General features: G+C 36.9%; 11 protein-coding genes. 1 reads left to right on the forward strand and 10 read right to left on the reverse strand.

All coding sequences use genetic code 11. The annotated features are described in order from the left end of the window. Window positions 1-527: 527 nt before the first annotated feature. Window positions 528-1,139: an FMN-binding negative transcriptional regulator gene (locus tag SLH51_RS01935; protein WP_335958680.1), complete on the forward strand. Its 612-nt coding sequence runs from the start codon at window positions 528-530 to the stop codon at window positions 1,137-1,139. 132 nt (window positions 1,140-1,271) lie between these two features. On the opposite strand, the gene SLH51_RS01940 is transcribed toward SLH51_RS01935, so the two are convergent. The 10 genes from SLH51_RS01940 to dgoD form a co-directional block, all read right to left on the reverse strand. Further along, entirely contained in the window at window positions 1,272-1,805 is a 534-nt protein-coding gene (locus SLH51_RS01940; RefSeq protein ID WP_335958682.1) for a chromate transporter, read from the reverse strand. Beyond that, complete coding sequence (locus SLH51_RS01945) at window positions 1,806-2,387, reverse strand: chromate transporter (RefSeq protein ID WP_335958683.1); 582 nt, start codon at window positions 2,385-2,387, stop codon at window positions 1,806-1,808. A 32-nt stretch (window positions 2,388-2,419) separates the two neighbouring features. Further along, window positions 2,420-4,072 (reverse strand): gamma-glutamyltransferase, encoded by a 1,653-nt coding sequence (ggt, locus tag SLH51_RS01950; RefSeq protein WP_335958685.1) that lies wholly within the window; start codon window positions 4,070-4,072, stop codon window positions 2,420-2,422. A 223-nt stretch (window positions 4,073-4,295) separates the two neighbouring features. Further along, the gene (locus SLH51_RS01955) at window positions 4,296-5,141 is read right to left on the reverse strand and encodes a transglutaminase family protein (RefSeq protein ID WP_335958686.1); all 846 of its coding nucleotides are present in this window, start codon (window positions 5,139-5,141) and stop codon (window positions 4,296-4,298) included. Beyond that, the gene (locus tag SLH51_RS01960) at window positions 5,138-6,100 is read right to left on the reverse strand and encodes an alpha-E domain-containing protein (RefSeq protein WP_335958688.1); all 963 of its coding nucleotides are present in this window, start codon (window positions 6,098-6,100) and stop codon (window positions 5,138-5,140) included. Before SLH51_RS01960 ends, SLH51_RS01955 begins: the two co-directional genes overlap by 4 nt. Before the next feature lie 25 nt (window positions 6,101-6,125). Beyond that, window positions 6,126-7,556 (reverse strand): circularly permuted type 2 ATP-grasp protein, encoded by a 1,431-nt coding sequence (locus SLH51_RS01965; RefSeq protein ID WP_335958690.1) that lies wholly within the window; start codon window positions 7,554-7,556, stop codon window positions 6,126-6,128. A gap of 198 nt (window positions 7,557-7,754) precedes the next feature. Next, window positions 7,755-9,596: an ABC transporter ATP-binding protein gene (locus SLH51_RS01970; RefSeq protein ID WP_335958692.1), complete on the reverse strand. Its 1,842-nt coding sequence runs from the start codon at window positions 9,594-9,596 to the stop codon at window positions 7,755-7,757. Continuing rightward, complete coding sequence (locus SLH51_RS01975; RefSeq protein ID WP_335958693.1) at window positions 9,589-11,325, reverse strand: ABC transporter ATP-binding protein; 1,737 nt, start codon at window positions 11,323-11,325, stop codon at window positions 9,589-9,591. The genes SLH51_RS01970 and SLH51_RS01975 overlap by 8 nt, the downstream gene beginning before the upstream one ends. 172 nt (window positions 11,326-11,497) lie before the next feature. Next, window positions 11,498-12,499: a C-terminal binding protein gene (locus SLH51_RS01980; protein ID WP_335958695.1), complete on the reverse strand. Its 1,002-nt coding sequence runs from the start codon at window positions 12,497-12,499 to the stop codon at window positions 11,498-11,500. A gap of 39 nt (window positions 12,500-12,538) precedes the next feature. Beyond that, window positions 12,539-13,687, reverse strand: a complete 1,149-nt coding sequence (gene dgoD, locus SLH51_RS01985; protein ID WP_335958696.1) for a galactonate dehydratase — start codon at window positions 13,685-13,687, stop codon at window positions 12,539-12,541. Between the last annotated feature and the right edge of the window lie 4 nt (window positions 13,688-13,691).

The raw sequence follows: 13,691 nt of genomic DNA on the forward strand, positions 1-13,691 counted from the left end.
AATAGATTACAGCATTATTCGACACTCTCCTCCAAAATCCTGCATATTACCTAATTATTCCTAAAAAAAGGTTGTTCTAAAAGAGAACATTTCTCCTTTAAAACAACAAAAAAAACATTCTTCGGAAAACAAATCTACTATAATTGAAGCTATTATCTTTCTTAAGGGTACCTTGGTAATACCTCATTGATTGAATCAACGACCGCTCCAACGATAAGACTTTCATCCCTAGTTTTAATAAGTGGAGGTGCTAGAGTGAAAACATTATTATATGCTGCTACTGTGACACCATTTTTCCAATCAACACGCCCTTCTCTTTACACTTTGCAATAGCATCATTCCTATACTTCACCTCAATCGGTTCCTTCTACTATCAAAGTTTATTGGATATTTATGTTAAAATGAAAATAGAGATTGTGAAGAAATGTACTTACAAGAACGGGCAGAATACTTTTAGAAGGGTTATTTGGTATTTCATAGAGAATTTATACAGTATTAATTAGAAAATTTCGAAAGGAGAAAACCTCATGTATATTCCTTCGCACTTTAAAATTAAAGATGAAACAATGATTTACAACATTATAAATGAACATAGCTTTGCGACTCTGTTTTCTCAGCACAATGGAGTACCTTTTGCTACTCATTTACCGTTAATTTTGAACAAGGAGAATACATACTTATATGGACATTTTGCTCGTCCAAACCCTCAGTGGAAAGATATCTCGACTCAAACGGTATTAGCGATATTTCATGGTCCTCATTGTTATATCTCTCCATCTTGGTATGAGACGAATAAAGCTGTACCAACATGGAATTATGTAACTGTTCATGTTTATGGAGAAGTCGAACTTTTAGAGGATGAACATGAGTTAACTAACTCTTTACATGATATGGTATTGAAGTATGAAGCTCCTAACAGTTCATACAGATTACAAGAAGTAGATGCTGAGTTTCTTGCTGGTATGAACAAAGGAGTCCAAGGTTTTAAAATAAAAATCCATAAGGTAGAAGGAAAAGCTAAGTTAAGTCAAAACCATTCATTCCAACGACAAGAGCTAGTTCTTAATCAACTAGAACAAATTTCAAATACAGATGAGCAACAGATTTCCTCATTAATGAAGGCAAATCTAAAAAAGTGATTGTTTAATCTTGTTGCACGAACGGGAGCTTGAGTTGAAAAAGCGATTGAAAATAAATGCAAGTAATGATCCAGTTCATAAAACTGATCCCATTTTTATATACAAAAAGCACCGCAATATGCGGTGCAATTTTTAAAAACTTAAAAATATAGCTCCATATCCTAATCCGCCTAATATCACAAATGCAGGATGTACCTTCCATTTTTCAAGAAACAAAAATCCTAATACTAAAAGAATTAACGTATGCCAAACTCCTGCACCTAGATAAGAACTTTCTAAAAAGCGAAACGTCATGACAGCTAATAATATGGCAATCGTTGGTCGTACAAGCGATGTCATTCGTTTTACTTTTGGTGATTCTTTAAATTTATATAAAATTCCTAATAAAACAACCATTAATATCAATGAAGGTGCGACAGTTGCAAAAACACCTATAACTGCTCCGAGCACTCCTCCAACTTCATAACCAATATAGCCAGCCATTTTCGTAGCAATTGGTCCTGGGAGTGCATTTCCTAATGCTAGTACTTCACTAAATTGTTCGACTGTCATCCATTGATAACGCGTGACCACTTCATACTCAACTAACGGAATCGATGCAGGTCCCCCGCCATATCCAACTATTCCTGGGATAAAAAATGCTAGAAACAATTCCCAATAAATCACTTAGACCACCCCCCTTTCCTTTTGCCCCTTATTTTCTTCATTTTTCTTTTTATCAGGCTTTAATAAAGCATAAGAAAGTAAAAGAGCAATCAATAACCCTGGGTGTACATGTACTAGTTCTATTAGTATAAAACTTGCCACTATAAGTCCAATACTTACTATCCATCCGAGACTTTGTTTCGATTTTTTAAAAAAGTCCCATGTTAAGACCGCCATTAAGATCACAACGATCGGCATAACACCTCTTGTCATTCCCGCAACCCAAGGTTGATCTTTAAAAGAGGCCAACGTCGTCAGCAAAATTATCATCAGAAAAATAGTTGGGACAATTGATGACAGCACCGCATTCAACATACCAGGTACACCAGCAACACGATAGCCAATATAGCCAGCCATTTTTGTGTTTATTGGACCTGGCAATGTATTCCCTAATGCTAAAACATCACTGAATTCATCGTCGTTCATCCATTTAAACGTTTTGACTACTTCTTTATGAACAAGAGGAATTGCGGATGGACCTCCACCAAAACCTAACATTCCTGACCGGAAAAATGCGATAAATAACTGTAAATGAGTTTTCATTTTTAAACTCCCCTCAACATAATAATGCTTTTTTAATATCCAAGAGCCAAGCCATCTCCTCTTGGATCAGATCCTCCGAGCTTTATATTGTTAGTATTAATTAATATCGCACCAGCATGCCCCATAATATCCGTAAATTCATCTACCATTTCTACATCATGACCTAACGTTTCAAGTGAACTGACTGTCTGTTTAGGAACACGGGATTCAATTTTTACATTGTTTGAACCAGCGCCCCATGTTCGACCATATAACCATCTAGGCGCTTCAATCGCTGCTTGCACATCAAACTGATAGTCAATAATCCGGGTTACAAGCGTTGCTTGTGTTTGCGGCTGGCCTTCTCCTCCCATCGTTCCATAAACTAGATAAGGTGCATCACCCTTTAATAACATCGCAGGGTTTAACGTGTGAAAAGTTCTTTTATTCGGTTCTAGACAATTAATATGATTTGGATCTAACGAGAAGAAACTTCCTCTATTTTGTAATAGAACACCCGTATTCTTGGGAATAATACCAGAACCAAAATCGTGATACACACTTTGAATAAACGATACTGCATTCCCTTCTTTATCGACTACACCAAACCAAACCGTATCCCCTTTTGGATCTAATTGCTTCTCCATTGCTTTTGACAACTGATGATTAATTTGATCTGCCAGTTCCATTCCATGTGATTTTGAGAGGAGCTCTTCTACTGGTATATGTGAAAAAGCAGGGTCTGTTAGCCATCGGTCCCGATCAGCGAATGCTAATTTCGTAGCTTCAATCAACAAATGATAGTATTCACTTGACCCCTCTTCCATCATTGCTATATCAAAATTATTCAAAATATTCAAAATAGATAATGACGCCATTCCTTGCGTGTTTGGCGGGAGATTATACGCTGTGTAGCCTCGGTAATCAACACTTATTGGCTCAACCCAATCGGACGTGTGACATTTAAAATCATTGAGAGTTAATAAGCCTCCATTTGCGTTGAGGTCAGCCACTATTTGACTTGCTATATCTCCTTCATAGAACGCTTTACTCCCCTGTTCAGCAATAAGTTCCAATGTTTGCGCTAAATCAAGCTGCTTCATCCGCTCTCCTTTTTTGTACACTGAACCGTCTTCTTTTAAAAACGTTCGAGCAAATTCAGGAAAACGTTGGAGGTTTCTAAAATCACGATCCTTTTCATTTAGATTCACTTTAGTCCAATATTCTTGGCTTAGTGTAACTCCAAATCCTTGCTTGGCATAATGAATTGAGGATTGTAATAACTCCTTCCAAGAAAATGTGTTTGATAATGCTTTTCTCGAATATTGATAAGCTTGGTCCCAGCCAGCAACTGCCCCCGGAACTGTATTAGCCGATAAATAACCTCTAGCAGGGATCGTTTGTAATCCTTGTTCTTTATACAAAGAGATCGTAGCGTTCTCCCCAGAACGACCACTACTATTCAGCGCTTTCACTTCTTTTGTTTTAGCATTATAAATTAACCAAAAGTTGTCTCCTCCAATGCTATTCATATGAGGATAGACAACTGCAATGGTTGATGCTGCTGCAACAGCAGCTTCAACAGCATTCCCCCCGTTTTGTAATACATTCATTCCAGCTTGCGAAGCTAAATAGTGAGGGGTTGTAATCATTCCATTTGGAGCCATCGTTGTTGCACGGTAAGCTTGATCTCTTTTATAAGTCATTATGAACCACGCATCTCCCTTCTCTCTTACAGACTATTATAATATCTTTTGTTAATATTTTTAAGTGTTTTTTGAACAAAAGTAATAAATAAATAAAAATAATTAAACAAAAGGGTATAATTTTAGATAAATACATTCCGCATGATAATATATTGCATTGACGAGTGAAGTCCTTTGTATATGAAAAAGACAGGGACAAATTACAGTTCCTGTCTCAAAAAGCTTACATAGCTTTTACCGATATTGACACATTCATTTCTTGTTCAGCAACCCCATAATACACACCCTTTAATGGCGATACATCAGCATAATCTCTTCCTGTCGCTACACAAATATGATGATCAAGCGCCAACATATTGTTTGTTGGATCAAAGCCAACCCAGCCGTGATTAGGAAAATAAACTTCGACCCAAGCATGCGTGACTGAGTCACCACGCATGGCCACCTCTTCACCCGAATAAATGTACCCACTTACATATCGTGCGGGAATACCTTCATGGCGGCAAACAGACAGCATCATATGGGTGAAATCCTGACAAACTCCAGTTTTCTTATCGAAAGCTTCGGCTGCAATCGTTTTAACATCAGTTGTACCTGGCATGTAGGAGAAATTTTCATAAATATAGGAATTTAACCTCTCTATAAACACATAGCGATTCACAGCATTTCGATTCAATGTTTCACTTATCATGTGTAACGCTTCTGTTGAAAGAGTAGTATAATTTGTCTGCATTAAAAATTCGGCAAAATCCTGTTTAAATTGATTGCTTTCCATAACCTCTTCAACTTCATCAGTCATGTTTACAAATGAACAGCGATGGTTCAATTCGATAACTGATCTAGTTTGTACATGCAATTGGTCATGGGGAGCCCATATATAAAAAGTAACTACATCATTCCCCCAGTAATCATTATGTTCTGAACAATAAGCTTCAGGAGTAATCGTTTGTTCATAAGAAAGAACCTTTTGATTTTCACTTGATAGAGGTTTAAATATACTTTGATTAATGCTCTGTCTTATTGGTGAACTGTATTGGTAATGAGTGCTTTGAAGCACTTCGTATTTCATAATGATTTAATCTCTCCTAAGTAGTAGGTATCCATAATTGCAATTCCTACATCATCGCATAATTGTTGAAGCCTTTGAAAGTAGTTATGAATGGAAATAGAGATTTGATCAAGAGACTCGTAACTTACTTCATCTAATAGCTCAGTTAATTTATTATGTAGTCCTTCTGTATAGCTATTTACTCCGTCCTTTTCTAACTTCCCAAATGCATATAATAATCGTTTTACATTAAAGGTAGCCGAACGCGGCAGCGTCTCATCAAAAACCAAGTAATTAACAACTTGTAAGGGCTCAATAAACGCATGATATTTTTGTAAATAAGATTCATATCCCCCCAATGAATTTAATACCGCACTCCAATAATGATAATTCACACTGTCTTTATTATCTCTGGCGCTAATTTTTTTATGATAATACACGTCAAGAGTTCTTGTTAGCTTTCTTAATCGCTCTAAATGTTTTCCAAACATAATAAAGGAATAAGATTCACCTCTTGGCATTAGACCCGTAATTATCCCTTGATATTGAAAAGATTTCTCGAGTATCATTTGAAAAAAGTCATTTAGTTGTTCGATTGTTACACCTTTTATTGGAAATGTTCGAATTTTCAAATATAAATCATTAATTACTTCCCATAGTTCGATTGGAATAATCTCTCGAATTGCCTTTGCATTTTCTCTCACAATCGAAATACACGAGTTAATTGAGTTTGCATTCTCCTTCTGGAAGGCAAGATATTGAATAACATTGGAACGATTGCACTCAGAATACACTTGATAAAAATGAGTGATATCCCCCGATATCATTACCAAATCCCCCCAATTATCTTCTCGCTCTATTTTTGGATTATTATTCTCTAAAATACTGACCAATCGAACGGATAACAATTTCGTTATATTTTCCGCCCGCTCCATGTTTAGTGACAACCAATACAATGAATCCGCAACACGACTTAACATATCTATCCCTCATCTCTATTGTAACTTACTCTAATACCCAAGTATCTTTCCCTCCGCCACCTTGTGAGGAGTTTACTACAAGCGATCCTTTGCGTAAGGCTACTCGGGTTAGCCCACCAGGTACGACATGCGGAACCTCATTCAGTACAACATAAGCACGCAAATCGACATGCCTCCCTATTATTCCTTCTTCTGTAAAAGTTGGTGATTGAGAAAGTGAGATCGTTGGCTGCGCAATGAAAGCTTCGGGATTTCCGATTATCTTCTTACGGTAAATTGCCTTCTCCTCTGCTGTAGCTTGAGGACCAATCAGCATGTTATAACCACCGGATGAATTTCGTTCTTTGAAAACTAAATCATCAAGATTAGCTAGAGCATACTCATAATCCGTTTTATTTGACAACTGATATGTCTTCACATTATGTAAAATGGGCTCTTCCTTTAAATAGAAGCGGATCATATCTGGTACGTATGCATATGTCGCCTTATCATCCGCAACTCCATTTCCCACACCATTGGCTATGGAAACATTTCCAGCTCGATATGCATCAATTAAACCCGGAACTCCAATTAAAGAATCTTCTCTAAAGACAAGAGGGTCTAGGTAATCATCGTCAATTCGTCTATAGATCACGTCAACTTGTTTTAACCCCTTTGTTGTTTTCATGTAGACGACTTGATTGTTTACAATTAAGTCCCGGCTTTCTACCAATTCTATCCCCATCTCTTTAGCAAGGAAACTATGGTCGTAATAAGCTGAGTTATAAACTCCAGGAGTCAACAATACTATTGTTGGGTGCTTTTTATGATTAGGTGCAATATATTTCAACGCATCATGCATTTCATGTAATTGATTTTCTAATGACTCAATCGAATAACCATTAAAAAGATCAGGAAATAATTTCCTCATTACAAACCGATTTTGAAACACATAAGAAAGTCCTGAAGGGTTTCTGATATTATCTTCTAGAACTAAATAATTCCCCTTATCATCACGAATCAAATCAATACCCGCGATAAAGATACGTTTTTTCCTAGGAACATTAATGCCGTGTACTTGGTGGTAAAAATGGGGTGAGGTAACAATTAAATCTCGAGGTACAACTCCTTGTTTCAGAATTTCTTGATCCATATAGATATCTTCTAAAAACGCGTTAAGCGCCAATACTCTTTGCTGCAATCCCTTTTCAACTACATTCCATTCCTCTTTTGAAATAATTCGTGGAAGGGGGTCAAACGGCATCGTTCTCTCTGTCCCTTCTGAATTATTGTATACGGTAAAGGTGATTCCTTGCCGAATAAAATTTTGTTGTGCTAATTGGTAACGTGACTCTACAATCTTTTTGTCTAAAAGTGAGATATTATCATACAATGGCTGATAGTGTGAATGAGGAGATTCTTTTTTAGCGAACATTTCATCATAAAAGTCGGTTGAAACATCGTAATTTTTTATCATAAGAAGCACCTACCTTTGAAGTTTGCTTTAAAGAATTCGTCAAGAATTTCAGTAATCCTCTACAATTTCTTCAATATTATGTAAGATAATGTACCGAAACTATCATTATTCAAAAAAAAAAAGCTCAGTACACGGCTGAACTTTACTAAAGTAACAATTTAGAGGCAATAGTAGACGTAGGTTTTCTTTAGAGCAAACCTACATATGATCAGCCTCGTCATTCACTAATTGAGTACACATTTCATAATAATATCCCTTTTCTCTTAATAGCTCATTATGTGTTCCTTTTTCAGATAGCTGACCATCCTTTAATACAAAAATTTGATCTGCTTGTTTAATAGTGTTTAGCCTATGAGCTATGACAAAACTTGTTCTTCCTTTCATGAGCCTTTGCAGAGCTTCTTGTATTTTTATTTCAGTAATAGTATCAATACTACTCGTCGCCTCATCTAAGATCAGAATAGATGGACTCGCTAACATAACCCTTGCAATTGATAGCAATTGCTTCTGCCCTTGACTAATGCCACTGCCATCCTGGTCAAGGATTGTATCATATCCCTTCGGAAGATTTCTAATAAATGAGTGAGCGTTTGCGAGTCTCGCCGCTTCTTCAACTTCCCCGTCACTTGCTTCTAACCTACCATAACGAATATTTTCCCTAATTGTCCCCTGAAAAAGATAAGAATCTTGAAGTACAAATCCAGTATGTTGACGGAGAGAATTGCGTTTTACGTTTCTAATGTCATACTCATCTATTGTAATCGTACCAACCTCTGGCTCGTAAAATCGTGAAAGCAAGTTAATAATCGTTGTCTTTCCCGCACCCGTCGGTCCTACAAGAGCAATTGTCTCACCAGCTGTCACGTTAAAACTGACATGCGAAATCGTTTTTTGTTTTTCCTCATAGGAGAATGATACATTTTTAAAGGAAACATCCCCTCTTATGTTATCTAGCTCAATTGCACCTTTCATGTCTTGTTCTTCTTCTTCATCAATCACCTCAAATACCCGCTCCGCACCGGCCACGGCAGACAGCAGCGTATTAAATTGATTAGCAAGATCATTTAAAGGTCGAGTAAATTGTCTAGAGTACTCAACAAAAATGACAATTACACCAACCGTAATTAAACCACGAAATGCCAACACCCCACCAATCCCCGCTATAAGTGCAAAGCTTAGGTTATTTAATACATTCATTAATTTCGGAATAAACCCAGAGTACGTTTGCGCCCAAAAACTAGCTCCTTTTAATCGTTCATTCATTTCTTTAAAGTGCTCAATCACATGCTGCTCTTTTGAAAAAGTTTTGACAATTTTCTGACCAGTGATTGTCTCTTCTATATATCCATTTACATCCCCTAAATGTCTTTGTTGCTCTTTAAAAAAAAGACCAGTGCGACGTGTAATCCACTTCATCCCGAGTACCATTACAGGAACGACAGCTAAGGTGATAATGGTTAACATCGGACTTAGCCAAAACATAACAAGAATAATTCCGATAAAAGTTAGGACACTGGAGAAAATTTGAATCACGGAACTATTTAAAGTCGTACTTACATTTTCCATATCATTCGTTAATCTACTCATGATTTCCCCGTGTTGGCGCTTGTCTAAATATGAGATCGGAAGTTTTTGCAAACGATTAAATAATTGCATTCTCATCGAATAGACCGTTTTTTGAGCGACTCCAATCATCCAAAAATTTTGTAACCATACCGCTAGAGAATAAAAAATATAGATAAAGAAAAGGAAAAGCAATAATTTAAATAATCCATTTATATTACTCGTCACTAAGTAATTATCAATCGCCATGCCAATTAAAAACGGCCCTAACAAAGTGAAGAAGGAGCTTAAAATAACCATCATAATCACAAGAAGCAAATATTTTTTATGTACAGATAGATATGCCCAAATCCTCTTTAACGTACTTTTCCAGTTCTTTGGCTTTGCTTTCGTATTTAAAGGCTTTTGACTGTTCACAATAGATTCAGTCAAAGAAATCCTCTTATAACGAAAAGGCTTCATTAATTGATTAGACATCTTGGAACTCCTCCTCTCTCAATTGCGATTGATGGATTTGTTGATAAAGATGAGACTGTTGTAATAATTGCTCATGATTTCCTTCAGCAGCTTTCTTCCCCTCATCTAAAAGGATAATTTTATCAGCGTTCATTGCTGTACTAAGTTTCTGTGTAATAATTAACGTTGTACAAGTATAGTTTTTCAATGCTTGTAAAAACCTCGCTTCAGTCTTAACATCTAATGCACTCGTACTATCATCTAATAATAATAATTTCGGCTTGCGAATCAGCGCCCTTGCTATAGAGAGACGTTGTTTTTGACCACCAGATAAGTTTACTCCTTTTTGTCCAATCTTCGTTTCATATTGATTTGGCAATGATTGAATCAGATCATGAATTTGAGCATGTTTTGCTGCTTCCTCTACTTCTTGTAGCGTTGCATGATCATTTCCCCACTGTATGTTCTCTTTGACCGTACCTGAGAAAAGAAAAACTTCTTGCGGAACATAGCCGATTTTCTTTCGCAGATCATCTATCTCAAATACTTTAATGTTTTGACCATCTAGGAAAATGTCTCCTTTACTAGTTTCATATAATTTAGGAATGAGTTGAAAAAGAGTTGATTTCCCTGAACCGGTTGCCCCTAGAATAGCTAATGTATCCCCTTGATCAACAGTAAAAGAAAGATCATTGATCACATTCGTTTTCATATTAGGGTAATGAAATGAAACATGTTTAAATACAACTGATCCACCATCTAGGTTTGCAGCTGATTCATGACCTCCCTTTTCTCCATCCCTTTCAGATTGGTCAATTTCTAATACATCAGCAATCCGTTCTGCCGATGCCTTCGCTCTGGAAAATACAATAATAATCATGGAAAATACAGTTAAAGCCGATGTAATGCGAGTTGCATAGTTAACAATCGCAACGATTTCTCCTACCTGGGCTCCACCGGCTTGCACTTCAAAACTACCAAACCAGAGAATTGCCATAATTCCTACATTCATGAAAAGAAGTAATACGGGCATAGCCACTTCCATTAGCCGGAGAGCAGAGATCGTTTTCTCCATCAATGCTTCATTGCTTTTTTTGAATCGATTGCCTTCATATCTATGTCTAACAAACACTTTCACTAATCTCATCGCAGTAAGGTTTTCACGCATGACATGGTTCACACCATCTAACTTAGCCTGTACAAGACTAAAAAGAGATCCACCTTTTTTCATCATCCAAATCAGAAATAATACAATCAGTGGAATCATAAAGACAAGAATTAACGCTAGTTTCGCATTCACGAAAAGGGCCATGATCGTCCCACCGATTATTAGCAAAGGAGCTCGGAGCATAATACGTAAACTCATAAAGATTGTATTTTGTATTTGTGTTACATCATTTGTCATCCTCGTAATAAGAGAAGATGTTTGAAACCGCTGTAGCTGTGTAAAAGAAAACGTTTGAATCCTTTTATACAAACCTGATCTTAGATCAAATCCAGTACTTTGACTTACATGCGCCGCGTAAAAAGAGTTAACAACACCAGAAACAAATGCGAGTAGCGACATCCCTATCATAATCGCTCCCCACCTTATTATGGCAGCAAAGTCCTCTTGCATAATTCCATCGTCAATGATTTTAGCGAGCAATAATGGATGAATCAGTTCAACTGTTAGTTCTACTAACATCAATATTAATGCTATATAAACAGGAAATTTATATGGTTTTAAAAAGGAAAAGACTTTTGACATAACAAATTCCTCCACCAATAATATATGAAGTCTTACTTTTCGATAAGCGAAATAACGACATCTCTATTATCATAGCTTATTTTAGTGAAATTCTCTAACATAATTTTGAATTATTAGAAAATAATTTAACAAAAAAAACAGTAGCTTGAAGATCGCTACTGTTCTATCACATTTAGTTTTTGTCTTTTAAAGACACCTTTGCTTTTACATCTCTATTAAACAAATATGTTGGGTAATATCCACTTAAAACATCAGCGACATTCTCAGCAACTTTTCGTTTAAGTTCAAGCTGCGCCTCTTCTGAGTACCATGCTACATGAGGATTTATAATAACATTGTCCATTGTAAGTAACGGGTTATTCTCTTGAATCGGCTCTTGTTCCACAACATCAAGGCCAGCTCCAGCAATTTTGCTTTCTTGCAAAGCGACAATTAATGCTTGTTCATCAACAACAGGGCCTCTTGATGTATTAATAATAAACGCTTCCTTTTTCATTACATTAAATTGTTCTTCTCCGATCATCCCTTTTGTACTTTCAAATAAAGGGGCATGGACCGAGATAAAATCAGCACGTGCACATAATTCATTTAATTCTAGTAGTTCAACTTGTAATTCATCTGCGACCTGTTTCGAAACAAATGGATCATACGCAACTACTCTTAACCCGAATGCTTGAGCTTTTTTTGCTAATGATTGTGGGATTCTGCCAAGACCAATCAACCCTAGTACTCGATTACGCAACCTATAAATCGGCATACTCACTTTGAAATCCCAGTTATGGTTTTTCACTGCGTTATTCAATAGAACAACCTTCCGAGCACATGCCATAATTAGTGCAAACGCATGGTCTGACACTTCATCCATACAATAATCGGTAACATTTCCTACAATGATTCCTTGTTCAGTTGCAGCGTCAACATCAATTGTGTTCACACCAACCCCGTAACGAGAAATCACCTTACAATTCGTTAAGTTTTCAATCACTTTTCTCGTAATCGGTGCATATTGATTAATAATTCCATCAGCATCTTTTGCCGCCTCAATCACGTCTTCTTCCGTTTTGCATTGGACAGCTACAAATTCTACACCGATTTTTTCTAGCACTTCTTTTTCAGGTGCTAATGTGTCATATTCAAAATCGGTCACGACCACTTTAAACGAATGTTTACTCATATGTTCCTCCTTTTATTTAATCAAGGATCACAAATAGCCTTACCATTCCGCTACCGTACCATCCTTATGGCGCCAAACTGGATTTTTCCAGTTATGTCCTACTTCCGCCATCTTTCTTATATGCTCCTCATTCATTGAAATTCCGAGTCCGGGAGCTTGAGGAATTTTCACATGACCATCCTCATAATGAAAAACAGATGCATCTGTTAAGTAATCCAATAAGTCACTTCCTTCATTATAATGGATGCCTAAACTTTGCTCTTGAATAAATGCATTATGCGCTGTCGCATCAACTTGTAGGCACGAAGCTAGTGCAATTGGTCCTAAAGGACAATGCGGAGCAACTGCGACATCGTAAGCTTCTGCCATTGAGAATATCTTCTTACATTCTGTAATTCCTCCAGCATGAGATAAATCAGGCTGTATAATGTCCACATACCCATCTGCTAATGCATGTTTAAAATCCCAGCGCGAGTACATTCTCTCGCCCGTTGCAATCGGAATATTCGTATGTTGGGCTATGTCTCGTAACGCTTCATTATTTTCAGGAAGGACAGGCTCTTCAATGAACATTGGTCTAAATGGTTCTAATTCTTTCGCAAGGATCTTTGCCATTGGCTTATGAACACGTCCGTGAAAATCAATTCCAATCCCAACATACTTGCCTACTGCTTCCCTAACTGCAGCAATTCGTTCAATGACTTGATCAATTTTCTCGTACGAATCAACATATTGCAATTCTTCTGTTCCATTCATTTTCACTGCAGTAAACCCCGCATCGACGACTTTCTTTGCAGCCTGACCAACATCATTCGGTCGATCTCCGCCTATCCATGAATACACTTTTATAGATTCACGACACGCTCCGCCTAGTAATTGATAAACTGGTGCATTAAAGTATTTACCTTTAATATCCCAAAGAGCTTGGTCAATTCCAGCAATTGCACTCATTAAGATTGGACCACCACGATAGAACCCTGAACGATAAAGAACATTCCAATGATCTTCAATTCGTAATGGATCTTTACCAATTAGATAGTCACTTAATTCTTCAACGGCAGCTTTTACTGTACTAGCTCTACCTTCAACGACTGGTTCTCCCCAACCTGTAATTCCTTCATCCGTCTCAATTTTTAAGAAACACCACCTAGGCGGAACAATAAAACATTCAAGTTTCGTAATTTTCATTGAA

The sequence above is a fragment of the Halalkalibacter kiskunsagensis genome, assembly GCF_037027555.1.
In the GTDB taxonomy this organism is placed as follows: Bacteria; Bacillota; Bacilli; order Bacillales; family Bacillaceae_D; genus Halalkalibacter; species Halalkalibacter kiskunsagensis.

Coding starts and splice junctions, on each gene's coding strand:
- SLH51_RS01970 (WP_335958692.1), bottom strand. CDS start 9,596: ATGTCTAATCAATTAATGAAGCCTTTTCGTTATAAGAGGATTTCTTTG.
- SLH51_RS01960 (WP_335958688.1), bottom strand. CDS start 6,100: ATGTTAAGTCGTGTTGCGGATTCATTGTATTGGTTGTCACTAAACATG.
- SLH51_RS01935 (WP_335958680.1), top strand. CDS start 528: ATGTATATTCCTTCGCACTTTAAAATTAAAGATGAAACAATGATTTAC.
- dgoD (WP_335958696.1), bottom strand. CDS start 13,687: ATGAAAATTACGAAACTTGAATGTTTTATTGTTCCGCCTAGGTGGTGT.
- SLH51_RS01955 (WP_335958686.1), bottom strand. CDS start 5,141: ATGAAATACGAAGTGCTTCAAAGCACTCATTACCAATACAGTTCACCA.
- SLH51_RS01975 (WP_335958693.1), bottom strand. CDS start 11,325: ATGTCAAAAGTCTTTTCCTTTTTAAAACCATATAAATTTCCTGTTTAT.
- SLH51_RS01945 (WP_335958683.1), bottom strand. CDS start 2,387: ATGAAAACTCATTTACAGTTATTTATCGCATTTTTCCGGTCAGGAATG.
- ggt (WP_335958685.1), bottom strand. CDS start 4,072: ATGACTTATAAAAGAGATCAAGCTTACCGTGCAACAACGATGGCTCCA.
- SLH51_RS01980 (WP_335958695.1), bottom strand. CDS start 12,499: ATGAGTAAACATTCGTTTAAAGTGGTCGTGACCGATTTTGAATATGAC.
- SLH51_RS01965 (WP_335958690.1), bottom strand. CDS start 7,556: ATGATAAAAAATTACGATGTTTCAACCGACTTTTATGATGAAATGTTC.